This window comes from Actinoplanes ianthinogenes (genome assembly GCF_018324205.1).
Classification (GTDB): Bacteria; Actinomycetota; Actinomycetes; order Mycobacteriales; family Micromonosporaceae; genus Actinoplanes; species Actinoplanes ianthinogenes.
Genome location: NZ_AP023356.1, coordinates 4576332 through 4601080 on the forward strand (window position 1 = coordinate 4576332; position 24749 = coordinate 4601080).

Genomic DNA, 24749 nt, shown 5'->3' on the forward strand with positions numbered 1-24749 from the left:
TCCTAATTGAGGATCTGGATGGTGCGGGCGATCGCGATGCCGACCAGGATCACGAACAGGATCGAGCAGCCGATCACCTGTTTCGCGGTGCGGTGCGGCAGCTTGGCATAGGCCAGCACGACGGTGGCGGCGGCGCCCGCGGCCAGGCCGCCGAGGTGGCCCTCGACCGAGATGCCGGGCAGGGCGAAGGTGTAGACCAGGTTCATCACCAGCAGCGGGACCAGCGAGCTGATGTCCAGTGCCAGCCGCCGGTTGACGATGATGATGCCGATGACCAGGCCGAACGTCGCGGTGGAGGCACCGGCCGCGGGGATGTAGGGCTCCTGGAGCGCGTAGACCGCGACGTTGCCGCCGAAGCCGGCCAGGAAGTAGAGGGCCACGAACCGGGCCGGGCCGAACTTGCCCTCCAGGTAGCTGCCGATCTGCCACAGCAGCATCATGTTGAGCAGCAGGTGGACCGCGCCGTAGTGCACGAACATGGCGGTGACCAGCCGATACCACTCGCCGGCCGCGATGCCGTGCCAGTCGCCGCCGTAGCGCGCGTAGCCGAGCACCTCGAACGCCTTGGTGACCCTGGTCTGCGCGCCACCGGTGTTGAAGAAGCCGCCCGCGCCGGCGATCGCGCGGAGGCCGCCGAAGGCCACCGAGACGGCCATCACCAGGAAGTTGAGCCCGATGATGGTGCGCACCGCGTAACCGGCACGGCCAGCGACAAGGCTCCCGCCGAAGGCGTTTCGCGCCTGCCGCTGGCTACGCCGTCCATCCTTGACACAGTCCGGGCACTGGAAACCGACCGCCGCGTCATTCATGCATTTCGGACAGATCGGTTTCTCGCACCGGCTGCATCGGAGCATGGTCTCCGTGCCCGGGTGTCGATAGCACACCGAGGACGTGGACGGAGCCTCACTCATGTCACCAAAGGTACCGTGCGGGTCAGGCCCGCTCGATCTCCACCCGCTCGATCACGACGTCCTCACGCGGCCGGTCGCCCGGGCCGGTGGGGGTGTTCGCGATCGAGTCCACGACCTTGGCCGACTGCTCGTCCGCGACCTGGCCGAAGATGGTGTGCCGGCGGTTCAGGTGCGGGGTCGGGCCGACCGTGATGAAGAACTGCGAGCCGTTGGTGCCCGGCCCCGCGTTCGCCATGGCCAGCAGGTACGGCCGGTCGAAGGAGAGCTCCGGGTGGAACTCGTCGGCGAACTGGAAGCCCGGCCCGCCCCGGCCGGTGCCGGTCGGGTCGCCCATCTGAACCATGAAGCCGGCGATCACCCGGTGCGAGATGGTGCCGTCGTAGTACGGACCCTTGCCCGGCTGACCGGTGCGCGGGTCGGTGTACGCCTTGGTGCCCTCGGCCAGCTCCACGAAGTTCCGGACGGTCGCCGGGGCGTGGTCCGGGAACAGCTGAAGCCGGATCGGACCGTGGTTGGTGTGCAGGGTGGCGTAAATCGTCTCGGCCACGGGTACTCCCAACTGCGTTGAATGGGAACTGTCTCGTCAAGTCGGATCCTCCCCCATGTGTCTGATCCGGCCGCGCGGGGGTACCCGAGAAGGCACCATGAGCTGGGAGACGACCACAGGAGGTGGCACTGGTGTTCGCAACGATGCGCCGTAAGCGCCGGAGCGCGCGGATGCGCAACGAGCTCGGACAGGGCGTGGATCACTTCAAGCGCGCAGCGTCGCTCGCCGCGCAGGAGACCAGCGCGACTGTCGGGCCTCGGCTCAACGCCGCGGTCGAGCGTGTGCAGCCGGCCGCCGGGAAGGCGAAGGACGCCGCGTCGCAGAGCTGGGACAGCGCTCTCGCGGCGCTGACCCCGCTGGTCACCGCGGCCACCGACAACGTGCGGCAGGCCGGGAAGACGAGCAAGAAGGTCAGCAAGCGGGAGCTCAAGGCGCAGCGCAAGCGTGCCGAGAAGCTCCAGCGCAAGGCCGACAAGGCGGTGGGCAAGAAGCGCGGCCGGGGCAGCAAGCTGGCCGGGTATGCGCTGCTCGGCACCGCTGTCGGCATCGGCGCCGCGTGGTACGCCAAGCGGCGCAGCGAGGCGCAGTGGGAGGAGTACGACGCGGCGCCCAACCCGTCGCCGGCCGGTGCGGACGACGCGGCCTTCGAGCCGCTGGAGCCGACGGTTTACACCACGGCCAACGGCACGTCGACCGAGCAGGCCGGCAAGCCGAACCCGGCTAAGTAGGAACTCAGTGCCGGCCGGCCCGCTCCGGATCCAGGAGCGGGCCGGCCGGCAGCTGTGCGATCAGCTCGGCCGGCACCGCGACCGGACGCACCCCGGCATAGCCGAGCCGTGCCAGCAGGTCCGCGCTCGCCAGCGGGTAGGCCCGCCCGGCGTCGGTGACCAGCTGGATCGGACCGGCCGTCGAGGTGACCACTGCGCCGTGGCCCCGCGGCACGTGTACCGGGCCCGGCCCCGGGACGGCCGGGTCGAACCGTAAGGTGGCCGGCCCGTCCGCCGGGCGAGTGACACACACCCGTACCGGAAGATCGGTGATCCGGGGAACCGTGGGCGGCAGGCCGGACCGCACCCGCTGACCCGACGGCGGCAGCCGGAGGAATTCCGCGCCCACAGCGGTCGGCGGTGCGAGCAGCCGGGCCTCCAGCTCGGTGATCGCCGCGATGCCGTCGGCCAGCACCACCGCGAACTGCCCGCCGGAGTCGGTCAGCACCTCACCCACCCGGTGGCCGGGCAGCACCGACGCGGCACCCGCGGCGGGCACCTCGGGGGCGATCAGATCCGGACCGGCGGGCACCGCGTCGATCCAGCTCGTGGCGACCAGGCCGGGGGCCCGGCCATACCAGCCGAGCGCGCGCAGCGTCGCGTCCGTCCGGTCCGCGGGCAGCTGGAAGCGCTGGCCGGCGTGCACCAGGAACGTGCGACCGGTCGGATCCCGGACCAGCAGCGCCTGATCCGCAACGGTCCCGCCGCTCGGGGTCGTCCCGACCAGCAGGGTGCCGGCGCCTCCCTCGGTACAGGCCGTCCAGGCGCCCTCCAGCAGCCGGTCCGCGAGCGGCAGCTCATCCGGGGCGTCCGGGATGCCGAGCGTCTCGCCGAGCGGCACCCCGGCCAGCCTCTTCGTCGACACCGCCTTGACCCGCGGACTCTCCGACGCCGCGAGCAGCAGGCCGGAGGTGTAGTTGAGGACCGGGTGCAGGCGGCGGTCGGACTCCAGGTAGACGTAGCGGGCGCCGGAGTGCCGGTCGAGCAGGATCGCCGCCGGGTCGGTCGGCTCGGTCAGCCCCGCCCCGGTGACCATGCCGTAGGCCGCCAGGCCGCCCGCCACGAGCGCGGCGATCAGCAGACCGGTCAGCAGCACGGGCACGGTGCGGCGCAGTGGTGGCCGGGGCGGATCCGCGTCGTGGACGATCAGGGCGCCGGTGAACCGTTCCAGATCGGACACCCGGTCACTTTATAGCCAGCCGTTGCGCCGGAACGCCCGATAGAGCACCACGGTGATCACCGAGAGCAGGGCGACCAGGCCGGGATAGCCGTACTGCCACTTGGTCTCCGGCATGTAGTCGAAGTTCATCCCGTAGACGCCGGCCGCGGCGGTCCACACCGTCGCGATACCGGCCCAGGCCGCGATCTTGCGCATGTCGTTGTTCTGATCGACCGTCACCTGGGCCAGCCGGGCCTGGAGGATCGAGTTGAGCAGGTCGTCGTAGGAGGAGACCTGCTCGACGGTACGCGTCAGGTGGTCCTGCACGTCCCGGAAGTACCGCCGGATCTCCTTGGGCACCACGCCCTGGCTGGCGATGATCCCGGCCAGCGGCCGCTGCAACGGCACCACCGCCCGGCGGAACTCCACCAGCTCCCGCTTGAGCTGGTAGACCTGCTGGATCGGGGCGCTCTTGTCGCGGGAGAAGACACCCTCCTCGATCAGGTCCAGGTCCGCCTCGACCTGCTCGGCCACCTCGAGGTAGTGGTCGACGACCCGGTCGGTCACCGCGTACGCGACCGCCCACGGGCCCTGCTGGAGCAGCTGCGCGCGCTGTTTCTCCAGGTCGGCGCGGACCGGCGACATCTCGGACGCGTCACCGTGCCGGACGGTGATGACGAACCGGTCACCGATGAAGATCATCATCTGGCCGGTCTCCACCACCTGGGAGCTCTCGGTCAGCTCCTGGTGCGGCACGTACCGCGCGGTCCGCAGCACCAGGAAGTGCACGTCGCCGAACTGCTCCAGCTTGGGCCGCTGCTCGGCCTTGACCGCGTCCTCCACGGACAGCTCGTGCAGGCCGTAGGTCTGGGCGATCCCGGTCATCTCGTGCTCGGACGGCTGGTGCAGGCCGAGCCAGACGAAGGCATCGGCACGCTTGCGGGCCTCGGCGAACGCCTGGTCCGGGGTGAACGCGCCGGGGATCCGCTCGCCGGCCACGTAGACCCCGCAGTCGACCACCGCGGAGCCGTCCGGGCCGTTCTCGCCGGACTGCTGGCCGGCGTCCGCGGACCCGAGGAAACGGTTCATCGCGCGGGCCGCCCAGGCCTTGGACAACGGCCGGCCACGGCCCCACGTGTTGCTCTCGCGGTCGCTCATGCCAACCTCCCCCGGGTGCTCCGACAAACCAATCGAGGCTACTTCGTCGGGGCCGCGGGGAGTACGGCCGGGCGGACCGCCAGACGTCGGCGGGGGTCAGACCTGAGCGGCCCACCCGGACGGACTGATGATGCCCACATCCGCCCGGGCGGAAACGCGTCCGTCAGGCGCGAACCTCGTCGATGGCGGCCGCGAGCCGCCGCACACCCTCGTCGATCTGGTCGACGGTGACCGCGGAGTAGGCCAGGCGCACCGAGCTCCGGCCGCCCTCCAGCAGGAAGTCGCTGCCCTTGACGATCGCGACGCCCTTCTTCATGGCCGCCGGGAAGAGCTTGTCCACATCGACGTCGGCGGGCAGGTCCACCCAGAGGAAGTATCCGCCGTCCGGCTCGGTGAAGGTGGCACCCGGGATGTGCTTGCGGATCGAGTCGGCCAGCACCTTCGCCCGCTCGCCCAGGGCCGCGCTGACCGTCCGGACCGACTTCTCGATGTCGCCGGAGACGCAGAACTGGTGGACGATCGCCTCGGACACCATGCCCGGCGAGATGTACAGGTTGGTCGCCTTCTTCGCGATCGCGTCGATCAGCGCGGCCGGGCCGACCAGGTAACCGACGCGCACGCCGGGGCAGACCGTCTTGGTGAAGCTGGAGGCGTGCACCACCGAGTTGTTGGTGTCCAGCGAGAGCATCGACGGGAGCGCCTCGCCGCGGAACCGGATGTCCACGTACGGGTCGTCCTCGAAGATGATGAACTCGTACTGCTCGGCCAGGGCCAGCAGCGCCCGCCGCTTCTCCGCGGAGAGCGTGAGACCGGCCGGGTTCTGATAGTTCGGGATGATGTGCGCGAGCTTCGGCCGGACCCCGGACTCCAGCAGGGCGCGCAGCTCGTCGATGTCGATGCCGTCCGGCCGCAGCGTCACCTGGTGCACCTTGGCGCCGAGGTTCTGCAGGTTGAGCAGGGTGCGGTCGTAGGTCGGCTTCTCCACGACCACGTCGTCGCCGGGCTGCACCAGGTGGCCGAAGAGGAACGCGTCGGCCTGGAGCGAGCCGTTGGTCACGATGACCTGGTCCGGCGAGACGCCGTGCTTGTCGGCGATCCACTTCCGCAGCGGGAGGTAACCGACGGACGTGCCGTACGCGGTGACCCCGGCCGGATCGGCGTCGAAGGCACGGGCGGCGGCGGCCTTCAGGCCCTCCACGTCGACGATGTCCAGCGACGGAGCACCACGGGCGAACGAGATGAGCTGCTCAGCGGTCATAGCTGACAGCTTAGAAGTGAACGGTGGGTATCCTTCCGGGGCACACCCCTTTTCCATTGGAAGGAACACCCATGATCGGTCTGGTGCTTGCCGCCGGCGCCGGGCGCCGCCTGCGCCCGTACACGGATACGCTGCCGAAGGCCCTCGTCCCGGTCGACGGGGAAACCACGATCATGGACATCTCGCTGCGCAACCTGGCCGCCGCCGGGCTGACCGACGTGACCATCGTCGTCGGCTACTGCGCGAGCGCCGTGGAGGAGCGGGTCGAGGCCTTCCAGAACAAGTACGGCGTGAAGATCTCCCTGGTGCACAACGACAAGGCCGAGGAGTGGAACAACGCGTACTCGCTCTGGCTGGCCCGGGACCACTTCGCGCAGGGCGCGCTGATGGTCAACGGCGACACCGTGCACCCGGTCAGCGTCGAGCAGACCCTGCTCGCCAACCGGGGCCCGAGCATCCTGCTCGCCGTCGACAACGTGAAGAAGCTGGCCGACGAGGAGATGAAGACCGTCTTCGACGAGAACGGCCAGCTCACCAAGATCACTAAGCTGATGGAGCCGTCCGAGGCGTTCGGCGAGTACATCGGCGCCAACATCATCGAGGCGTCCGCCGCGGCCGCGCTGGCCGACGCGCTGAAGACGACCTTCGAGCGCAACCCCGACCTCTACTACGAGGACGGCTTCCAGGAGTACGCGAACCGTGGCGGCGAGGTCCGCGCCGCGACCATCGGCGACCTACCGTGGGTCGAGGTGGACAACCACGACGACCTGGCGAAAGCCCGGGACATCGCATGCCGCTACTAGCCCGTAGCGTCCAGACCCCGCTGCACATCGACGTGCGGCGGGGCGCGGTCGCCGATCTCGGCCGGATCCTCGCGGACGGCCGGATCTCCTCCGGCGGGGACGTGGCCGTGGTGGTCGGGCCCGGCATCGGCGAGCAGATCGTCGACCTGCTGCGCCCGTCGCTGCAGTCGGCGACCGTCTACGTCACCACCGGCGGCACCCTGGACGCCGCCCTGGAGCTGGCTGACAAGCTGCGCTCGGGGAACTTCGACGCGGTGGTCGGCATCGGCGGCGGCAAGACGGTGGACACCGCGAAATACGCCGCGAGCCGCTGGGGCCTGCCGATGGTCTCGGTCGCCACCAGCCTGGCCAACGACGGCATCGCCTCGCCGGTGGCCAGCCTGATCAACGACGGGATCAAGGGGTCGTACGGGGTGCACATCCCGTTCGGCGTGATCGTCGACCTGGACTTCGTGGAGAACGGGCCGGAGCGGGTCAACCGGGCCGGCATCGGCGACGTGATCAGCAACATCAGCGCGCTGGCCGACTGGGAGCTGGCCCGGCAGGTGCGTGGCGAGCCGGTCGACGGCCTGGCCGCCTCGCTGGCCCGGATGGGCGCCGAGGCGGTGCTGACCATGCCCGGCGACATGACCGACGACGCGTTCGTCACCGTGCTGGCCGAGGCGCTGATCTCCAGCGGCCTGGCGATGGCGGTCTGCGGCAGCAGCCGGCCGTCCAGCGGCGGCTGCCACGAGATCATGCACGCCATCGACTCGCTGTTCCCGGCCACCGCATCACACGGTGAGCTGGCCGGTCTCGGCGCGCTGTTCTGCACGTTCCTGCGCGGCGACACGCGTCGGTTCGTTCAGATGGCGGACTGCCTGGAGCGGCACCAGCTTCCCCGGACGCCGTCCGACGTCGGACTGGACGCCGACCAGTTCGCCCGGGCGGTCGAGTTCGCCCCGCGGACCCGGCCGGACCGGTACACGATTCTCGAACATCTGGCGATGACGCCGGAGGAGACCCTCCAGAGGCTGAGCGAGTATGAGAACGCCCTCGCGGCCCGCTGAGCCGGGCCCGGCGCCCACCGCGGCTGACTACTACGCGGTCAACCGCGGTGGCGGGCTGTTCAGCGAGGCGGTGAGCCAGCGGATCGGCGCCCGGCTCGCCGTGTTCGCTTATCGGAACAGGCTCAGCCCGACCGTCATGACCATCGGCAACCTGGGCATCGGGTGCCTCACCTCGTTCGTGGTGATCGCCACCGCCGGCCCGGTCGCCGACGGCCGGGTGTGGAGTTGGCTGATCGGCCTGATCGCGCTGGTCGGCTGGCAGTTGGCGTACGCGTTCGACTGCTCCGACGGCCAGCTGGCCCGGGTGACCGGGCAGACCAGCACGGCCGGCGGCCGGCTCGACGTGCTCTGCGACGTGGCCGTGCAGTCCGCCCTGGTGGCCGCGCTCGCGTCGGTCGCCAAGGCGCAGGAGCCGGACACCCCGGCCTGGCTGCTCGCCGCGTTCGCCGCCACCTGGATGGTCAACCTGGTCACCTCGGTGATGCAGGGTGGCGAGCAGGCGGCGAGCATGGTGACCAGCCGGTCGCTGCCGATCCGGGCGGTCAAGCTGGTCCGCGACTACGGCGCGGTGATCACCCTGGCCGGGGTGCTGCTCACCGTGGCTCCGCAGTGGACCGTCTGGTTCGTCGCGCTGTTCACCCTGGTGAACGCGGGTTTCCTGGCCGCCAGCATCGCCTTCACCGGGCGGGCCGCGCTGCGCGGCTGAGCTCGGTGTAAACCTCGATCAGCCGCTTCGTCAGCACGTCGGGATGGAAGTGGCGCAGATAGCGCTCGCGAGCCGCGGTCGCTGTCCGGGCGGCGCCGTCGCGCGCCACCGGCAGGGCCGCGGCCAGCGCGGCGACGTCCGGCCGGGCCAGCCAGCCACCCGCGTCCGGGCCCTCCCCGATCATGTACGGCACCCCGCCGACCGCCGTGCCGAGCACCGGCCGGCCCGCCGACATCGCCTCGAGCACCACGGTGGGCAGCACGTCCTCCCAGGTCGGGACCGCCACCACCACCGCCGAGGCCCGGCGGGCCGCGGTCATCCCGGCACGGTCCAGGGGACCCAGATAGGTGACGTCGGCGCGCTCGGCGGCGACCTGCTCGGCCAGCGGACGCAACTCGCCGTCGCCGGCGATGCGCAGCGTCCCGAGGGCGCCGTCCGGGTGCTGCCGCCAGGCGTCGAGCAGCAGGCCGAGGCCCTTCTCGGGGGAGAGGCGGGCGCCGTACAGGAAACCCTCACCCAGCGGGTCGGGCTGTCCCGGGTCAGGCAGACCGTTGGGCTTGATCACGATGTGCTCGGGCCGGATGCCGTAGTCGATCAGGTGGGCGGCGATCTTGTCGGTCAGCGCGATGTAGCGGTCCACCGAGTGCCAGGTGGGGCGGTGCACGGCCAGTGTGGTGGCCATGATCGCGCTCTGCGCGGCCGAGCCGCGGTAGCACTTGTGCCTGATCGCCGGCCAGCCGAGCAGCTTGCCGCGGCAGTCGTGGCAGTTGTGCCCGTCCCGGAAGTAGAGCCCGGAGGAGCAGACCTGCCGGTAGTTGTGCACCGTCTGGATCACCGGCACCCCGAAGCGGTGCGCGGTCCGGATCACTCGCGGTGAAATGAGAGGATATGGATTATGGATGTGAAGAATATCCGGTTTTTCGGCCTCGAGTAGTGCCGCGAGGTCGCGTTGCGCCGCGATCCCGAGGATCGGCGAGACCGGCAGCAGCGCCTTCTGCGCCGCCGACATCGTCTCGATCGAGTCCGAGCTGCGCTGGAACGGCACGACCTCCAGGCCCGCCGCCCGCAACTGGGAAATCTCGGTGTCGACGATGACGTTCTCCCCCGAGGGGATCGCCTCGCGATACCGGTTGTGTGCCACCACCACCTTCACGGGTCAGAACGCTACCGTGGACGGGTGCCCGAACTCCCCGAGGTCGAGGCGCTCGCTGCGTACCTGCGGGAGCGTGCGGTCGGCCACACCGTGCAGCGCTTCGAGGTCTCCTCGTTCAGCGCGCTGAAAACGTATGATCCGGCGCCCTCCGCCCTGACCGGCCTGCCACTGACCTCGGCCGGCCGGCACGGCAAGTTCCTGGACATCGGCATCGGCCCCGAGGTGCACCTGGTCGTGCACCTGGCCCGGGCCGGCTGGCTGCATTACCGGGACGCTTTCAAGTCGCCCGCCCCGCTCAAGCCGGGCAGCGGCCCGATCGCGATCCGGCTCCGGCTCGACGACGGCTCCGGCTTCGACCTGACCGAGGCCGGCACCCAGAAATCCCTCGCGGCCTACCTGGTCCGCGACCCGCTGACCGAGGTCCCGGGCGTGTCCCGGCTCGGCCCGGACGCCCTCGCGGTCAGCCGTGACGAGTTCGCCGCCGCGATCAGGTCCCGCAACGGTCAGGTCAAGGGCGTGCTCGTCGACCAGGAGGTGCTGGCCGGGATCGGCAATGCCTACTCCGACGAGATCCTGCACGTGGCCAAGATGTCGCCGTTCGCGCTGACCGGCAAGCTCACCGACGAGCAGATCACCACGCTCTACGAGGCGATGCGCGAAGTGGAGACCGACGCGGTCCAGCGCTCCGTCGGGCAGAAAGCGGCCGAGCTCAAGGGCGAGAAGCGAGCCGGCATGCGGGTGCACGCCCGGACGGGTCTACCTTGCCCGGTTTGCGGGGACACCGTGCGAGAGGTCTCCTTCGCCGACAAGAGCCTGCAATACTGCGCTACCTGCCAGACCGGCGGTAAACCCCTCGCCGATCGCCGCCTGTCCAAGTTGGTCCGGTGAGAACCGCCATCGCTCGATTACGGACCGTGGCGGTAAGGATTGCTACCACAACGTCACCTTCTCTCCGGCCGATCCATCGGTATAGTGGCCCGGTCCCTGGACACCGTTGTGACGCGAACGGGTATCGGTGGACCCGACGACGATTACGAGGTCGTGGCGGTGCGTAATCTTTTTCCGGATGCGGGAGGACGTAGGCGAAGTGACGACTAGCCTGCATCGCCCAACGACCGACGGCAGCCGGAGTAAACCCGTGGGGTACGACAGCTTCGAGTGGCCGCAACAACAGCAGCAGCCACCGAGCAACGGCGTTCCCCGTTCGGCGTGGACCCGCCAGCACCGCCGGCTCTCCCGGTGGCACCGGCCGTACACCGCGGCGCTGGTCCTGCTCGACCTGATCTCCACTCTGGCGGCCAGCAAGATCGCCGACGTGTCGCTGGAGAAGTCCAAGAGCGGTTTCCAGGACAAGAGCTGGCTCTTCTTCCAGGGGCCCGATCTCTTCAGCTTCTTCGCCTACGTCGTCCTGCCGCTCGGCTGGCTGCTCCTGCTCTGGACCAACGGCACCTACGACCGCCGTTACCTGGGTCTGGGCAGCGAGGAGTTCAAGCGGATCGTGCGCACCTCGGTCACCGTGGTGGCCGCCGTGTCGCTGCTCGCGTTCGCCACCAAGACCGACCTGTCCCGCGGCACGGTCGCCACGGTCTCGCTGTGCTCGCTGCTGTTCATCCTGCTCTGCCGGGTCACCGCCAGGCAGGTCCTGCACCTCTCCCGGCGCCGCACCGGTCACGGCGCGCACCGGATGATCCTGGTCGGCACGCTGCCCGAGGCGCTCGAGGTCTACACCGCGGTCACCCGCAGCCCGGCCGCCGGCCTGATCCCGGTCGCCATCCACATCACCGACGGTTACGCCTCCGCCCGCGGCATCGAGACGCCCGTCCCGGTCTACGCCGGTCGCGACGTGCTCTCGCTGGTCCGTGAGGTCGGCGCGGACACCATCGCGGTCTGCGGCTCGGCCAGCGCCGAGCCCGGCGAGCTGCGCCGCCTGGCCTGGCAGCTGGAGGGCACCGGCGTCGACCTGGTCGTCGCGCCACAGCTCACCGACATCGCCGGCCCCCGCGTGCACATCCGCCCGATCGAGGGCCTGCCGCTGCTGCACGTCGAGGAGCCCACCCTCTCCGGCCCCGGCTGGCTGGTGAAAAACCTGCTCGACCGGGTCGCCGCCGCCATCGGCCTGCTGCTGATCAGCCCGATCCTGGCGGTCATCGCGATCGGCATCCGGCTCTCCGACCCCGGCCCGGTGATCTTCCGGCAGACCCGGGTCGGCCACGACGGCCGCACCTTCAAGGTCTGGAAGTTCCGGACCATGTACGTAGACGCCGAGGAGCGCAAGGCCACCCTCGAAGAGCTCAACGAGTCCGACGGCATGCTCTTCAAGATGAAGCACGACCCGCGCATCTTCGCGTTCGGCCAGAAACTGCGCGCGACGTCCCTCGACGAGCTGCCCCAGCTGATCAACGTGCTCAAGGGCGAGATGTCCCTGGTCGGCCCCCGCCCGCTCCCCGCCGACGACGGCGACTACCTGGGCGACGTCCGCCGCCGCCTGCTGGTCCGCCCCGGCATCACCGGCCTCTGGCAGGTGAGCGGCCGCTCCGACCTCTCCTGGGACGAGGCGGTCCGCCTGGACCTCTACTACGTCGACAACTGGTCGCTCACCTACGACTTGAGCATCCTCTGGCGCACCATCTGGGTCGTCCTCAAGCGCAAGGGCGCCTACTGACGCCAGCCCGCTCCACCCACGGCCTGCGACGCCCCCAACGTCGCGGGCCGTTTTGGTTTCCGCAACCCGTTCTCTCAAGCCTGGAAGATCAACTTCAAGATCCCCATATACGCGCGTCCGCTCGGGTACGGATCGCACGCTCCCGCGCGGGCCGGACACGGGGATCTGGCCGCTGCGCGTCCAAAACAATCCCCGCGTCCTTCATTGCCCGTGGCCACTCACGGAACCCCCAACCCCGCCGCCGTCCCAGCCAACGCAGCCCGCCCAGCCCCGTCCCGCCAAACCCCGAGCTGGCCCCCACGGCCCTATCGCACGCCCGAATAGGGCCACCACGACCAGCCGGACTCCCCGAGCTGGCACCCACAGCCCCATCGCACACCCGGCTAAGGCCACCTCGACCAGCCGGACCCCCAGCTGGCGCTCATGGCCCTATCGCACGCCCAAACAGGGCCACCACGACCAGCCGGACTCCCCGAGCTGGCGCCCATGGCCCTATCGCCCGGCCGGATAGGGCTACCGCGACCAGCCGGAGCCACGAGCTTGTCCCGAGCGCTCATGACGCCACCGCAACCGACTGCGGACCGGGAGCGGCGGCCGCTACCACGACCAGCGACCCCATGGCCTGGCATCCGCACCGCACCCCGCCGCGCACCGCACCCTGGCAGCGAACCGCGACCAGCCATGTCGCGGTCGGCTCGCCGACCACGCCGGCTGTGGACCGGGAGTGGCGACCGCATGGCCCGGGGGACGGAGCGTGAGGGGTGCAGGGAAGGACGGCGTGGCTGATGGTGGCCTGGCGAGGGCTGGGCATGGCGCGAAGGGCTTCGAGGGGCGAGGATCTGTGCCGTGGCGGGGCAGATCGGGAGTGTGCTGGCGGTGCTCGCCGTGCTGGCGGCGCTGGCGGCCGCCGTCGTGGCCGTGTTGCGGCTGCGAGCCCGGCGCGGGATCGCCACCACGATGCAGCGGGCGACCTACGAGGTGCTGCACACGGCTTCGCTGGCGGCCGAGCCGTTGCGGGCCGGGCTCAGCCAGGCGACCGCGGCCAAGGCGGTGCGGCATCTGCGGGCACTGGTCGGCGCGGTCGGGCTGAGTCTCGCCGACGCCGAGCGGTGCCTGGCGTTCGACGGTCGCGGCCACCACCACACCGACCAGCTGACCGCCGCCGCGCAGCGAGCGGTGAGCACGCGCCGATCGATCGTGCTGACCGCCGCGGATCTGCCCTGCGACCGGGTCGACTGCGTGGTCCGCGGCGCCGTGATCGCGCCGCTGCCCGGGCCGGACGGCGCGGCGTCGGCGGCTCTGGTCGCGGTCGCCGACGACCAGCCGGCGCCGGGTCTGGTGCAGGCCACACTGGAGGCGGCTCGCTGGGCCGGGTCGCAGCTCGCGCTCGCCGAGCTCGACTCCTCCCGGGAGCGGCTGGCCCGGGCCGAGGTGCGGGCTCTGCGCGCGCAGATCAGCCCGCACTTCATCTACAACGCGCTGACCGCGATCGCCTCGTTCGTGCGCACCGACCCGGAGCGGGCGCGTGAGCTGATCCTGGAGTTCGCCGAGTTCACCCGGTACTCGTTCCGGGCGCACGGCGAGTTCACCACGCTGGCCGAGGAGCTGCGCTCGATCGATCGCTACCTGACCATCGAGCGCGCCCGCTTCGGCGACCGGCTCCAGGTCAGATTGCAGATCGCGCCCGAGGTGCTGCCGGTCGGGCTGCCGTTCCTCTGCCTTCAGCCGCTGGTGGAGAACGCGGTCCGGCACGGCCTGTCCCGCAAACCCGGCGTCGGTATGGTGAGCATCGAAGCCCGTGACGCCGGCGCCGAGTGTCACATCACGGTCGAGGACGACGGGGTCGGCATGGATCCGTCGGTGTTCGGCTTGGAGAGCGCGGACGGCGACGACGGCCAGCACGTCGGCCTGGTCAATGTGGACGAGCGCCTGCGATCGGTGTTCGGCGATCATCACGGCCTGATCGTCGAGACCGCCCCGGGCGCGGGGACGAAGGTGAGCATGCGGGTGCCGAAATTCCACCCCCAGGTGCGGGCATGACCCGGCCGCGCGCCGCGACGACGCCGCGGAGGCGGGCATGAGCCTCGTGGTGCTGGCCGTGGACGACGAGCCACCGGCCCTGGACGAGTTGGCGTACCTGTTGAACGCGGACGGCCGGGTCGCCTACGTGCACCGGGCCGGCGACGCGACCGAGGCGCTGCGGGTGCTGCGCGACACCGAGGTGGACGCGGTCTTCCTGGACATCCGGATGCCCGGCCTGGACGGCATGGAGCTGGCCCGGATCCTGCGCCGTTTCGCGCATCCGCCGGCGATCGTGTTCGTCACCGCGTACGACGACGGCGCCGTCGACGCCTTCGACCTGGGCGTGACGGATTATGTCCGGAAACCCGTGCGGGCCGAACGGCTCGGCGAGTCCCTGCGCCGCGTGGCCGGGCTGCGGTCCGCGCCGGCCCCGGCGATCGCCCCGGACGAGCCGGCCATCCCGGTGGAGCTGGCCGGCACCACCCGGATGCTGCCGCGGTCCTCGGTGCGCTGGGTGGAGGCACAGGGCGACTATGCCCGGCTGCACACCGCCGACGCCTCGCACCTGGTCCGGGTCTCGCTGGCCACCCTGGCCGAGCGCTGGGCGAACGCCGGTTTCGTCCGCATCCACCGCTCCTACCTGGTGCAGTTGCGCCTGGTCACCGAGCTGCGGCTGACCAACTCCGGCTACGTGGTCGCGGTCGACGGCGTGGACCTGCCGGTCAGCCGCCGGCACACCCGCGAGCTGAAGGACCGCCTGATCCGGGCCGCCAAGCACGACTGGACCCGCTAATCCACACGCTTATCCACAGCCCCACAGGTTTCTCCACAGAGTTATCCACAGGCCCCAGGAGTCACGGTGATTCTCCGACGTCCACCGGCCGGTGGTAGCGGGTGACCGTGCCGAACGCCTCGTCCCGCAGCTCGACGAAGGCCAGCTGGGGGATCCCGGCGGCCAGGCGCTCGTAAAGATCGCGGGCCACCAGCTCGAACGTGGGCCGGAACGGGAACAGCGACGTCCACACCGCACCGGCCAGCTCGGCACAGCACTTGTCCAGGAGGTCGCCGGCCACGTCCGTGTCGAAGAACCAGCCGCGGCCGGTGAGCTGGGCGTCCTCGAAGTCCACCCCGATCCGGAGCAGCACCGGGACGTCCTCGCCCGGGGCGAGCACCGATCGGACCGCGGCCGTCAGGCCCTGCCGGGCGCGGAAGCGCCGCTCCACCTCGACCGTGTACGCCACCCGGCCATCATCTCCACAAGTCGTTCACAACTCCATCTCCAGCCCTCCCCGAGCGATCAATAAGCTGCTGACACGCGACGCGGGCCGGTGAGTCACGGGGGCGCACCGGCCCGGTCGCCGTCAGCACGAACGAAAACAGGGGTGAGGGCGCGTGGAGACGACGACCGAGCGACGGGTTCTCGTCGTCGAGGACGATCGGGCCATCGCGGACGCGGTGGCGGCCCGGCTGCGTGCCGAGGGCTTCCTGGTGCAGATCGCCGGGGACGGCCCGAGCGCGGTCGAGGCCGCCCGGCGCCTCCCGCCCGACGTGATCGTCCTGGACGTGATGCTGCCGGGCTTCGACGGCCTCGAGGTCTGCCGCCGCATCCAGGCCGAACGCCCGGTCCCGGTGCTGATGCTGACCGCCCGCGGTGAGGAGACCGACCTGCTGGTCGGGCTCGCGGTCGGCGCCGACGACTACATGGCCAAGCCGTTCTCGATGCGCGAGCTGGCCGCCCGGGTGCACGCGCTGCTGCGCCGGGTCGACAAGGTGGCCGCGGCGCCGCGACCGGCGGCCGGCCCGCCCACCATCCGGTTCGGCGACCTGGAGATCAATCAGGCGGAGCGCCGGGTCCTCCGGGCCGGCGCCGAGAAGCATCTGACCCCCACCGAGTTCGACCTGCTGGTGCACCTGGCCCGGGCGCCGCGCACGGTGCTCCCCCGGGAGCGGTTGCTGGCCGAGGTGTGGGGCTGGGCGGACGCCTCCGGAACCCGCACTGTGGACAGCCACATCAAGGGGCTGCGGCGCAAGCTCGGGGCGGACCTCATCCGTACCGTGCACGGGGTCGGTTACGCCCTGGAAGTCGATCGATGATCGCCCGCCTGATGCAGCTCGTGCACGACGTGGCCGCCCGGCTGTTCCGCTGGCTGCCACGCCCGCTCGACCCGGTCCGCTCGATCAAGGCGAAGCTCTCCCTGGCGCTGGGCTTCGCCGGCGGCATCGGTCTGCTGGTCTTCCTGTGGAGCATCGACTTCTATCGGGTCGACGTCCTGTGGATCGGCATCGCAGCCGCATTGGGCCTGGTCACCCTGCAAGTGATGGCGCACGGAGCGACCATTCCGCTGCGCGAGATGACGGTCGCGGCCCGGGCGATGGCCCGCGGCGACTACACCCGCCGGATCCGCACCCGGTCGCAGGACGAGGTGGGCGAGCTCGCCGAGGCCTTCAACCAGATGGCCGCCGACCTGGCGGCCGCGGACCGGCAGCGGCGGGAGCTGATCGCGAACGTCTCGCACGAGTTGCGTACGCCGATCACCGCCCTCCGCGGCCTGCTGGAGAACATCGTCGACGGGGTCGCCGACACCGAGCCGGAGACCATGCGCACCGCCCTGGCCCAGACCGAGCGGCTCAGCCGCCTGGTCACCGACCTGCTGGACCTGTCCCGGCTGGACGCCGGCGTGGTGCCGATGCACCGCGAGTTGATCGACGTGCCGGAGTTCCTGGACGAGGTGGTCCGCGAGGCGAAGGTGAACGCCGACGGCATCGGCCAGGACGTGCGTTTCGAGGTCGCCGCCCCGGCGCTGGTGCTGCCCGGTGACCGGGCCCGGCTGCACCAGGTCTTCGCGAACCTGCTCGACAACGCGGCCCGGCACAGCCCGCCGTCCGGCCTGGTCACGCTGCGCGCCGAGCGCCGCGACGAGCAGGTGCTGATCGCCGTCACCGACCAGGGTGACGGCATCCCGGTGGCGGACCGGGAGCGGGTCTTCGAACGCTTCACCCGGGGTGAGCGGCCCACCGGTGGCGGCACCGGCCTGGGCCTCGCCATCGCCCGCTGGGTGGTGCAGCTCCACAACGGAACGATCGCCGTGGTCGAGCCGACCGAGCGCCGCGGCTGCCACATCCACGTGCGCCTCCCTCTGTAGGAAAAGGACGAATCGACATGTCCACGGCACCTCCAGCCTTCAAGCAGGTACAAATCCCTCTAAATGGGCCGCTGCACGGCCCCTGGCCGAACGTCGCTCCCTGGGGCCGCCGGATGCCCGGTCCGGCCCGACCGGCCTCGCCGAGCACGGTCGTCGCGATCGGCGCGGCCACCGCGGTGGCCGCGCTGAGCCTGCCGCTGGGCCAGGTCGGCCTCGGCTGGCTGGTCACCGCGGTGGCCGGTGCGATCGCCCTGCTGGTGGCCCGGCCGTCGGCGAGCACGGTCCCGGCGCTGGTGCCGCCGCGCGCGGAACCGGCGCGCTGGGACCGGCCGATCTGGGCCGTCGCCACGATCGCGCTGCTCGGGGTGGGCACGTTCCGCGCCGCCGGGTGGCTGTTCGCGCTCTGCGTGGTGACCGCGACGGTCACCTTCGCCCTGGCGATCGGGGCCGGCCGGTCGATGCGGGCGGTCGCCACGACGTACCTGATAGCTCCGGTGGCCATCCTGCGGTCCGCACCCTGGCTGGTCCGCGGCATGGCGCGGATGCGCCGGCCGGGCCGCGGCCCGGCGCCGATCCGGATCGCCGGCACGCTGGCCGTCTCGGTCCTGCTGCTGGCGGTCTTCGGTCTGCTCTTCGCGTCGGCCGACCCGAAGTTCGCGAGCCTGGTCGCCAACCTGCTGCCGGACATCAGCCCGGACAGCGTGCTGCGCTGGGCCTTCATTTGCTGCTTCGTCGCGCCGGTGCTCGGCGGCGCCGCCTTCCTGCGCGCCGCCCCGCCGAACCTGACCGATCTCGATCAGACCGAGGGGCGCAAGGTGAGCCGGCTGGAATGGGCCGTGCCGCTGGGCCTGCTGACGCTGCTGTTCGCCACATTCGTGGCGGTACGCCTGACCGTCCTGTTCGGTGGCGACCCGCACGTACGCCGCACCGCCGGCCTCACCTACGCCGAGTACGCCCGCGCCGGCTTCTGGCAGCTCTGCATCGTCACCGGCCTGACCCTGGTGGTGCTGGCCGGCGCGGCCCGCTGGGCGCCCCGCGCCTCGGCCCGCGACCGCCTGGTCCTGCGCGTCGTCCTCGGCGCCCTCACCGTGCTGACCCTCGTCATCGTCGCCTCGGCGCTGGCCCAGATGCAGGTGTACATCGACACTTACGGCCTGACCCGGCTGCGGCTGCTGGTCGCCTCCTGTGAGGTGTGGTTCGGGGTGATCCTGGTGCTGGTCCTGCTGGCCGGCGTCCGGATCCGGGCGCCGTGGCTGCCCCGCGCCGCGATCGGGGCCGGCGTGCTGGCCCTGCTCGGTCTCGCGGCGGCGAACCCGGACCTGCTGATCGCGCGTAACCAGGTGGACCGCCCGGCCGATCGGGTCGACGTCGGTTACCTGTCCGACCTGTCGCTGGACGCGGTGCCGGCGATCGAGAAGCTGGCCGACCCGCACGACCGCACCTGCGTGCTCTACCAGCTGAGCCTGAACCGGGGCGAGGACGGCTGGCAGACCTGGAACCTGGGCCGGGCCACCGCGCTCACGGTGATCGGCGATCAACCGCGGCCGATCGACCCGGAACGCTGCGCCCGGGCGCGGTACGGCTATTGACATTCCGCCGGGGGCGGCAAGACTGCCGGACATGGCCGACACACCGCCGCCCCCGCGCACCCGGGTGGTGCTGGGCGACGCCACGGCCCGCCGCCGGCCCGCCGAACCGGTGCGCACCGACCTGACCGAGCAGACCCCGGTCGGCGAGGCCCTGGTGAAAGGCCTGGTCCGGGCTCAGCTGGCGCTGGCCCTGCGCCTCTCGCTGGTGGTGGTGGCCGGGCTGGGCGCGCTGCCGCTGCTGTTCGCGGTGGCGCCCGCGGTGGGCGGGCTCAAGGTGTTCGGGATGAACCTGCCCTGGGTGCTGCTCGGCGTGCTCTCCTTCCCGTTCCTGGTCCTGGTCGGCGCGGCGTACGTGCACTGGGCCGAACGCAACGAGCAGGACTTCACCGCCGTGATCCGTAGGCCGGACCGGTGAACCCCGTGATCCGTAGGCCGGACCGGTGAACCCCTACCTCGTCCCGGGCCTGGTCATCGTCGTCCTGATCACCGTCGCCATCGGCGCGTACGGCCTGCGTTTCGCCCGCACCACCTCGGATTTCCTGGTCGCCTCGCGCAGCGTCAGTCCATCCTGGAACGCCGCGGCGATCAGTGGCGAGTACCTCTCCGCCGCCTCGTTCCTGGGCGTGGCCGGACTGATCCTGCGGTACGGCGTCGAGGTCCTCTGGTACCCGGTCGGTTTCGCCGCCGGCTACCTGGCCCTGCTGCTGTTCGTGGCCGCCCCGCTGCGCCGCTCGGGCGCGTTCACCCTGCCCGACTTCTGCGAGGTCCGGCTGCACTCCACCCACCTGCGCCGGCTGGCCACCGCGTTCGTGCTGTTCATCGGCTGTCTCTATCTGCTGCCGCAGTTGCAGGGCGCGGGCCTGACGTTCGCCACGGTCACCGGCGGCTCGTACGCCTGGGGCGCCCTGCTGATCGGCGTGGTGGTGACCGCGAACGTGGCGTTCGGCGGGATGCGCGCGATCACCTTCGTGCAGGCGTTCCAGTACTGGCTGAAGTTGACGGCGCTGGCCGTACCGATAATTTTCTTGATCTTTCAATGGCAGTCGGACGGCCGGCCCGCGGTGACGCCGGCGGCCGGCGCGGTGTTCCCGGCGGCGACGAGCGTGGTGATCCAGCAGGACGCGGTGCTGGACGGGGTCGGCCCGGTGAGCGCCGGGCAGACGCTGCGATTCCAGGCCGGTGACCCGGTGCCGAGGGTGGACACGGTCGACGCCCGGTTCGGCGCCGACTGGCTGCGCCCGGGTGGCGAGTCCGGGCTGTTCGGGACGTACTCGCTGATCCTGGCGACGTTCCTGGGCACGATGGGGCTGCCGCACGTGCTGGTGCGGTTCTACACGAATCCGGACGGAGCGTCGGCCCGGCGCACCACGCTCGTCGTGCTGGCGATGGTCGGCCTGTTCTATCTGTTGCCGACGCTCTACGGCGTGCTCGGCCGGATCTACACGCCGCAGCTGCTGATGACCGGGCGGACCGACGCGGTGGTGCTGCTGCTGCCGGAGGCGGCGCTCGGTGGCGGGCACCTGGGCCGCTTGCTCGGCGCGCTGGTCACCGCGGGCGCCCTGGCGGCGTTCCTGTCCACCTCCTCGGGGCTGCTGACCAGCGTCGCCGGGGTGATCTTCACGGACGTGCTGCGGCCGGGGCGGCCCGGGACGGTGCGCGACTTCCGGCTGGCCACGGTGCTGGCGGCAGTCGTACCGATCACGATGTCGCTGTTCCTGTCCGGAATGGACGTCTCCCGGGTGGTCGGGCTGGCCTTCGCGGTGGCGGCGTCGAGCTTCTGCCCGCTGCTGGTGCTGGGGATCTGGTGGCGGCGGCTGACCGACGCCGGAGCGATCGCCGGGATCCTGGTCGGCGGCGGGGCCGCGGTGGTGGCGGTGTTCGTCACGGTGTTCGGCGCCGAGCTGCCGAGCGGGATCGCCGAGTTCGTCGGGCAGCCGGCCGCCTGGACCGTGCCGCTGGCGTTCCTGGTGATGGTCACCGTCTCGCTGCTGACCAGCCGCCGCGTGCCGCCGGAGATCGGCGCGACCATGCTGCGGCTGCACGCGCCCGAGTCGCTGCGGAATTAAGGATCTTTAAGGTACGACTCCCGGCCCGGCCCGGACGCACCCACGTAGTGACGGGCATGAGGAGATACCGCCGGAACGCTGACCAGGGACTCACCGGACGCAATCGCAAGATCGCGGTCGGCCTCGCGATCGCGGCCCTGGCCGGCGGCGCGCTGGCCGTCGGCACCGGGATGAGCAACGCGGCCACCACCTGCGACGGCCTGGACCGGTCGCTGCGCGAGACGGTCGCCTTCATGGCCGACCAGCGAGCCCATCGCACCGCGCAGACCGACGCCGTGCTGGCGAACCGGCAGGCCGTGGTCGACCTGATCAACCTGCAGCGCCGGGAGGCGGGCTGCACCGCGAACATCGCCGCCCCGGCGGCGCCGACCAAGGCACCGACGAAGGCGCCGACCAAAGCCCCGGCCACAACGCCGACGAAAGCCCCGGCCGTGACCGCGCCGACCAAGGCGCCGGCGACGACCGCTCCCGCCACCGGGACCGGCGCCGGTGAGGTCGTCTGCAAGGGCTCGACCGTGACGCTGTCCGGCGAGGCCGGCGCACCGTTCGCCTCCAGCGGCACGTTCCCGGTCGGCACCCGGCTCAAGGTCACGAACCTGGACAACAACAAGAGCGTCACGGTGACCGTGCAGACCACCTCGGGCAGTTGCGTGCTGCTCAACAACGCCGCGTTCGAGCTGGTGCGCGAGCCGGGCAAATTCCTGATCCGCCGGGCGGTGATCGAGCGCGTGGGGTGATCCGGTCCCGGGTGTTCCGCGATTCCCCCGTTTCGCCGCGGAACACCCGGGCCCGTTCGGGCACCGGTAAATGACAACCGGTATTTCTCTGACGCAGCAAAGAACTCGTGACGCAACCCCTGCTTCACATCGCGAGATTCCCGCTGATCGCGCAGATCTTGCGCCGATCGACGTCGATTGAGCAAGCCGAAACAGAAGGCTGTGATCAGCGCGACAGCGCGTCGAAAATGTCAATTAACTGAACTTATCGTGGCTACTTTTCTCCATTGTGGAAATTGCCGGATTCGGCCGAACCGGCAGGCCGTTCTGCCCGGACCGCCGCAACGTGTCGCCGCCCGGGTGTTCCGGCTGGTCGCGGCCCGGATGCCCGGCTAGGTTGCTTAGACATGACGGTGCCGGCACAACGCACGGGCGAGCCGGTCGCGGCGATGTCGTTGCGCGGGCTGGTCAAACACTTCGACACGAAACTCGCGGTCGCCGGGGTCAGCCTGGACGTGCCCGCCGGGTCCTTCTACGGCCTGCTCGGCCCCAACGGGGCCGGCAAGACCACCACCCTCTCGATGGCCGTCGGCCTGTTGCGGCCCGATGCGGGCCAGGCATTCCTGCTCGGGTACGACGTGTGGCACGCCCCGGTCCAGGCCAAGTCCCTGGTCGGTGTCCTGCCCGACGGCGCCCGGCTGTTCGACCGGCTGAGCGGCCCGGAGCTGCTGGCCTATCACGGCCTGCTGCGCGGCATGCCGGCCGCCGTGGTCGACCAGCGCGCCCGTGACCTGCTCGACGTCCTCGACCTCGGCGCCGACAACCGCACCCTGGTGATCGACTACTCGGCCGGGATGAAAAAGAAGATCGGCCTGGCCTGCGCGCTGCTGCACGCCCCGCGGCTGCTGGTGCTGGACGAGCCGTTCGAGGCGGTGGACCCGGTCGCGGCCGCGCTGATCCGCGACATCCTCCAGCGCTACGTGGCCGGTGGCGGCACCGTGGTCTTCTCCAGTCACGTGCTGGAGGTGGTCGAGCGGCTCTGCTCGCACGTCGCGATCATGTCGGACGGGGTGCTCCGGATGCACGGCACGCTCGACACGGTCCGCGCCGGCCGCCCGCTCCAGGACGTGTTCGTACAGGTGGTCGGCGGCCGGGTGGCCACCGGCTCGGAGCTGGCATGGCTCTGACCGGCGGGCCGGGCGTCTGGCCGTTCGTCCGGCTCAAGCTCCGGCTCACCGCGAACGGGCTGCGCGGCCGCCCGGCCCGGGTCGCCCTCTTCCTGACCGGCGCGGGTGCCGCCACCCTGCTGGCCGTGCTCGGCTACTCGGTGTTCGCGCTGCCCGGGATGCTGCACGACGAGCGCGCCGCGGGCATGCTGCTGCCGTTCGGCGGGGCGCTGCTGATGCTCGGCTGGCTCTTCCTGCCGCTGCTGTTCTTCGGGGTGGACGAGACGCTGGACCCGGCCCGCTTCGCGCTGCTGCCGCTGCGCCGGCGCACGCTGATCGCCGGACTGGGCGCGTCCGCGCTGGTCGGCCTGCCGGCGCTGGCCACCTTCGCGGCCACCACCGGGATGGTCTACACCGCGGCCCGGCTGGGCGGACCGGCGGCCGGGGTGGCCGAGGCGTCCGGGGTGCTCGGCGGGCTGCTGCTCTGTGTGCTGCTGAGCCGGGCGGTGACCAGCGCGTTCGCCACCGCGCTGCGGTCGCGCCGGGCCCGGGACCTGGCCACCATCCTGCTGGCCGTGGTGGCCGCCTCGGTCGGGCCGGCGCAGTTGCTCCTGCTCGGGCTGGTGGACCGCGCAAACTGGGACAACGTCGCGGCGATCGCGGAGGTCAGCGGGTGGACGCCGCTCGGGGCGCCGTACTCGATGGGCTTGGACGTCGCGGCGGGGCGGGCGTGGGTCGTACCGATAAAGGTCTTGATCGTCCTGGTCGCCGCGGGCGGCCTGGTCCTCTGGTGGCGCGGCACCCTGGAGCAGGCGATGGCCGGCACGTCGGTCTCCGGTGGCCGGCGGGTCGCGCGCGGCCGGGCGGACGGCCGCGGACCGGTCGACCAGCTGATGTTCCGATGGTGGCCGCGGACCCGGTTCGGCGCGCTGGTGGCCCGCGAGACCCGGTACTGGTGGCGGGAGAACCGGCGGCGGGCCGGCCTGGTCGCGCTGACCATGGCCGGGCTGTTCCTGCCGCTGTCGTCGATGCTCGGGCCGGACCTCGGACTGGCCGGCGGGATGGCCTTCATGGTCGGCGCGGTCGCCCCGGTCGCGCTAGCCAACCAGTTCGGGTACGACGGCAGCGCGTACGCCACCAACCTGGCGATCGGGGTGCCCGGCCGCCTCGAAGTGCACTCCCGGGCCGCGGCGCACGCCCTGGTCACGGTCCCGCTGCTGATCCTGGTCGCGGTGGTGGCCGGGCTGCTCGCCGACGATCCGGCGCAGATCCCGGCGCGGCTCGGCACGCTGTTCGCGGTCTACGGCACCGGCCTCGCCGTGCTGCTGCCGATCTCGGTACGCGCCGCCTACGCCCTGCCCGAGTCGACCGGCCCGTTCGCCGTCTCCTCCGGCGGCGGACTGGCCAAGGGCCTGCCGAGCGTCGCCGGAATGGTGGGCGGAATCGTCGGTGCGCTGCCGGTCGTGCTGGCCGGATATCTGCTCGGCCCGGCCTGGACCTGGGCCGGATTCCCGATCGGTCTGGGTTACGGAACAGCGACGTATCTGGTCGGTTCCGGAATTGCGGGAGATTGGCTGGACCGCCGGATGCCGGAAGTGCTCAGCGCAGTTTCGTGAGGCCGTCCCGGCGCACGAATATCAACCGCCGTTCGGTGGCATCGCCGGTCGGCCCGAGCACATATCCGTCGATCCACAACCAACCGGCATAGGTCTGCCGCTGATCGACGCGAATCACCCGGAACGTCAACGCCCGATCGCCCGCGAACTGGACGCTCGCGGCACCACCGACGTGCAGCACGTCGCCCGCGCGCGGCAAGTCGTCGGTCATTCGCACCCCCCGACGACATTACACAAAATGTGTAATCAGATGACAGC

The 24749-nt window shown here is 71.2% G+C and carries 24 protein-coding genes; 16 read left to right on the forward strand and 8 right to left on the reverse strand.

The genetic code is table 11. The annotated features are described in order from the left end of the window. Window positions 1-2 precede the first annotated feature (2 nt). Complete coding sequence (locus tag Aiant_RS20570; protein WP_189332111.1) at window positions 3-911, reverse strand: rhomboid family intramembrane serine protease; 909 nt, start codon at window positions 909-911, stop codon at window positions 3-5. Between the two features lie 22 nt (window positions 912-933). Further along, a complete protein-coding gene (locus Aiant_RS20575) occupies window positions 934-1458 on the reverse strand; it encodes a peptidylprolyl isomerase (protein ID WP_189332110.1) in 525 nt (174 codons plus the stop codon). Window positions 1459-1589: 131 nt separating this feature from the next. On the opposite strand from Aiant_RS20575, the gene Aiant_RS20580 reads away from it, so the two are divergent. After that, window positions 1590-2186, forward strand: a complete 597-nt coding sequence (locus tag Aiant_RS20580; RefSeq protein ID WP_229830371.1) for a hypothetical protein — start codon at window positions 1590-1592, stop codon at window positions 2184-2186. A gap of 4 nt (window positions 2187-2190) precedes the next feature. On the opposite strand, the gene eccB is transcribed toward Aiant_RS20580, so the two are convergent. The 3 genes from eccB to Aiant_RS20595 all read right to left on the reverse strand — a co-directional run bounded on the left by eccB (window position 2191) and on the right by Aiant_RS20595 (window position 5800). Continuing rightward, complete coding sequence (eccB, locus tag Aiant_RS20585; protein WP_189332109.1) at window positions 2191-3405, reverse strand: type VII secretion protein EccB; 1215 nt, start codon at window positions 3403-3405, stop codon at window positions 2191-2193. A gap of 9 nt (window positions 3406-3414) precedes the next feature. Continuing rightward, entirely contained in the window at window positions 3415-4542 is a 1128-nt protein-coding gene (locus Aiant_RS20590; protein ID WP_189332108.1) for a magnesium and cobalt transport protein CorA, read from the reverse strand. A 163-nt stretch (window positions 4543-4705) separates the two neighbouring features. Then, window positions 4706-5800: an aminotransferase-like domain-containing protein gene (locus tag Aiant_RS20595; RefSeq protein WP_189332107.1), complete on the reverse strand. Its 1095-nt coding sequence runs from the start codon at window positions 5798-5800 to the stop codon at window positions 4706-4708. Window positions 5801-5871: 71 nt separating this feature from the next. On the opposite strand from Aiant_RS20595, the gene Aiant_RS20600 reads away from it, so the two are divergent. The 3 genes from Aiant_RS20600 to Aiant_RS20610 are packed head-to-tail and all read left to right on the forward strand — an operon-like array spanning window position 5872 to window position 8358. Next, window positions 5872-6603 (forward strand): phosphocholine cytidylyltransferase family protein, encoded by a 732-nt coding sequence (locus Aiant_RS20600; RefSeq protein ID WP_189332106.1) that lies wholly within the window; start codon window positions 5872-5874, stop codon window positions 6601-6603. Further along, window positions 6591-7652 carry an iron-containing alcohol dehydrogenase family protein gene (locus tag Aiant_RS20605; protein ID WP_189332105.1) on the forward strand — a complete coding sequence of 354 codons (1062 nt, stop codon included), beginning with the start codon at window positions 6591-6593 and terminating at the stop codon, window positions 7650-7652. The genes Aiant_RS20600 and Aiant_RS20605 overlap by 13 nt, the downstream gene beginning before the upstream one ends. Next, on the forward strand, window positions 7627-8358 hold the full coding sequence (locus Aiant_RS20610) for a CDP-alcohol phosphatidyltransferase family protein (protein ID WP_189332104.1): 732 nt from the start codon (window positions 7627-7629) through the stop codon (window positions 8356-8358). The genes Aiant_RS20605 and Aiant_RS20610 overlap by 26 nt, the downstream gene beginning before the upstream one ends. Here Aiant_RS20610 and Aiant_RS20615 read toward each other — a convergent pair. Beyond that, window positions 8330-9511 carry a glycosyltransferase gene (locus Aiant_RS20615; protein ID WP_189332103.1) on the reverse strand — a complete coding sequence of 394 codons (1182 nt, stop codon included), beginning with the start codon at window positions 9509-9511 and terminating at the stop codon, window positions 8330-8332. The two genes, Aiant_RS20610 and Aiant_RS20615, sit on opposite strands and share 29 nt — an antisense overlap. A gap of 24 nt (window positions 9512-9535) precedes the next feature. Between Aiant_RS20615 and Aiant_RS20620 the strand changes: the two genes are divergently transcribed. The 4 genes from Aiant_RS20620 to Aiant_RS20635 all read left to right on the forward strand — a co-directional run bounded on the left by Aiant_RS20620 (window position 9536) and on the right by Aiant_RS20635 (window position 14988). Beyond that, a complete protein-coding gene (locus tag Aiant_RS20620; protein ID WP_189332102.1) occupies window positions 9536-10399 on the forward strand; it encodes an Fpg/Nei family DNA glycosylase in 864 nt (287 codons plus the stop codon). Window positions 10400-10577: 178 nt separating this feature from the next. Next, entirely contained in the window at window positions 10578-12173 is a 1596-nt protein-coding gene (locus tag Aiant_RS20625; RefSeq protein WP_189332101.1) for a sugar transferase, read from the forward strand. 846 nt (window positions 12174-13019) lie between these two features. Then, window positions 13020-14213 (forward strand): sensor histidine kinase, encoded by a 1194-nt coding sequence (locus tag Aiant_RS20630; RefSeq protein ID WP_189332100.1) that lies wholly within the window; start codon window positions 13020-13022, stop codon window positions 14211-14213. A 37-nt stretch (window positions 14214-14250) separates the two neighbouring features. Then, window positions 14251-14988, forward strand: a complete 738-nt coding sequence (locus Aiant_RS20635; RefSeq protein ID WP_189332099.1) for a LytR/AlgR family response regulator transcription factor — start codon at window positions 14251-14253, stop codon at window positions 14986-14988. 61 nt (window positions 14989-15049) lie between these two features. Here Aiant_RS20635 and Aiant_RS20640 read toward each other — a convergent pair whose 3' ends face one another. Continuing rightward, the gene (locus Aiant_RS20640; protein WP_189332098.1) at window positions 15050-15436 is read right to left on the reverse strand and encodes a hypothetical protein; all 387 of its coding nucleotides are present in this window, start codon (window positions 15434-15436) and stop codon (window positions 15050-15052) included. A gap of 151 nt (window positions 15437-15587) precedes the next feature. Here Aiant_RS20640 and Aiant_RS20645 point away from each other — a divergent pair, with 151 nt between their 5' ends. The 8 genes from Aiant_RS20645 (at window position 15588) to Aiant_RS20680 (ending at window position 24491) form a co-directional block, all read left to right on the forward strand. Continuing rightward, a complete protein-coding gene (locus Aiant_RS20645; RefSeq protein ID WP_189332097.1) occupies window positions 15588-16289 on the forward strand; it encodes a response regulator transcription factor in 702 nt (233 codons plus the stop codon). An 11-nt stretch (window positions 16290-16300) separates the two neighbouring features. Beyond that, a complete protein-coding gene (locus tag Aiant_RS20650) occupies window positions 16301-17338 on the forward strand; it encodes a HAMP domain-containing sensor histidine kinase (RefSeq protein WP_189332338.1) in 1038 nt (345 codons plus the stop codon). Between the two features lie 113 nt (window positions 17339-17451). Next, on the forward strand, window positions 17452-18927 hold the full coding sequence (locus tag Aiant_RS20655) for a DUF4153 domain-containing protein (RefSeq protein WP_229830365.1): 1476 nt from the start codon (window positions 17452-17454) through the stop codon (window positions 18925-18927). Window positions 18928-18958: 31 nt separating this feature from the next. Further along, window positions 18959-19342: a DUF485 domain-containing protein gene (locus tag Aiant_RS20660; protein ID WP_189332095.1), complete on the forward strand. Its 384-nt coding sequence runs from the start codon at window positions 18959-18961 to the stop codon at window positions 19340-19342. A 25-nt stretch (window positions 19343-19367) separates the two neighbouring features. Continuing rightward, window positions 19368-20993 carry a sodium/solute symporter gene (locus Aiant_RS20665; RefSeq protein ID WP_189332094.1) on the forward strand — a complete coding sequence of 542 codons (1626 nt, stop codon included), beginning with the start codon at window positions 19368-19370 and terminating at the stop codon, window positions 20991-20993. A 56-nt stretch (window positions 20994-21049) separates the two neighbouring features. Further along, a complete protein-coding gene (locus tag Aiant_RS20670; RefSeq protein ID WP_189332093.1) occupies window positions 21050-21730 on the forward strand; it encodes an RlpA-like double-psi beta-barrel domain-containing protein in 681 nt (226 codons plus the stop codon). Window positions 21731-22116: 386 nt separating this feature from the next. Further along, a complete protein-coding gene (locus tag Aiant_RS20675; protein WP_189332092.1) occupies window positions 22117-22896 on the forward strand; it encodes an ABC transporter ATP-binding protein in 780 nt (259 codons plus the stop codon). Next, window positions 22887-24491, forward strand: coding sequence for an ABC transporter permease (locus Aiant_RS20680; protein WP_189332091.1), 1605 nt, complete (start codon window positions 22887-22889; stop codon window positions 24489-24491). The genes Aiant_RS20675 and Aiant_RS20680 overlap by 10 nt, the downstream gene beginning before the upstream one ends. Here the strand turns inward: Aiant_RS20680 and Aiant_RS20685 are convergent. Next, complete coding sequence (locus tag Aiant_RS20685) at window positions 24475-24702, reverse strand: hypothetical protein (RefSeq protein ID WP_189332090.1); 228 nt, start codon at window positions 24700-24702, stop codon at window positions 24475-24477. The genes Aiant_RS20680 and Aiant_RS20685 overlap by 17 nt on opposite strands. Window positions 24703-24749 lie beyond the last annotated feature (47 nt).

Bases quoted from the DNA above. Each gene is read 5' to 3' on its own strand.
- Aiant_RS20570 (WP_189332111.1), bottom strand. From the start codon at position 911: ATGAGTGAGGCTCCGTCCACGTCCTCGGTGTGCTATCGACACCCGGGC.
- Aiant_RS20590 (WP_189332108.1), bottom strand. From the start codon at position 4,542: ATGAGCGACCGCGAGAGCAACACGTGGGGCCGTGGCCGGCCGTTGTCC.
- Aiant_RS20595 (WP_189332107.1), bottom strand. From the start codon at position 5,800: ATGACCGCTGAGCAGCTCATCTCGTTCGCCCGTGGTGCTCCGTCGCTG.
- Aiant_RS20600 (WP_189332106.1), top strand. From the start codon at position 5,872: ATGATCGGTCTGGTGCTTGCCGCCGGCGCCGGGCGCCGCCTGCGCCCG.
- Aiant_RS20605 (WP_189332105.1), top strand. From the start codon at position 6,591: ATGCCGCTACTAGCCCGTAGCGTCCAGACCCCGCTGCACATCGACGTG.
- Aiant_RS20610 (WP_189332104.1), top strand. From the start codon at position 7,627: ATGAGAACGCCCTCGCGGCCCGCTGAGCCGGGCCCGGCGCCCACCGCG.
- Aiant_RS20625 (WP_189332101.1), top strand. From the start codon at position 10,578: ATGCGGGAGGACGTAGGCGAAGTGACGACTAGCCTGCATCGCCCAACG.
- Aiant_RS20635 (WP_189332099.1), top strand. From the start codon at position 14,251: ATGAGCCTCGTGGTGCTGGCCGTGGACGACGAGCCACCGGCCCTGGAC.
- Aiant_RS20650 (WP_189332338.1), top strand. From the start codon at position 16,301: ATGCAGCTCGTGCACGACGTGGCCGCCCGGCTGTTCCGCTGGCTGCCA.
- Aiant_RS20655 (WP_229830365.1), top strand. From the start codon at position 17,452: ATGCCCGGTCCGGCCCGACCGGCCTCGCCGAGCACGGTCGTCGCGATC.
- Aiant_RS20660 (WP_189332095.1), top strand. From the start codon at position 18,959: ATGGCCGACACACCGCCGCCCCCGCGCACCCGGGTGGTGCTGGGCGAC.
- Aiant_RS20670 (WP_189332093.1), top strand. From the start codon at position 21,050: ATGAGGAGATACCGCCGGAACGCTGACCAGGGACTCACCGGACGCAAT.
- Aiant_RS20675 (WP_189332092.1), top strand. From the start codon at position 22,117: ATGACGGTGCCGGCACAACGCACGGGCGAGCCGGTCGCGGCGATGTCG.
- Aiant_RS20680 (WP_189332091.1), top strand. From the start codon at position 22,887: ATGGCTCTGACCGGCGGGCCGGGCGTCTGGCCGTTCGTCCGGCTCAAG.
- Aiant_RS20685 (WP_189332090.1), bottom strand. From the start codon at position 24,702: ATGACCGACGACTTGCCGCGCGCGGGCGACGTGCTGCACGTCGGTGGT.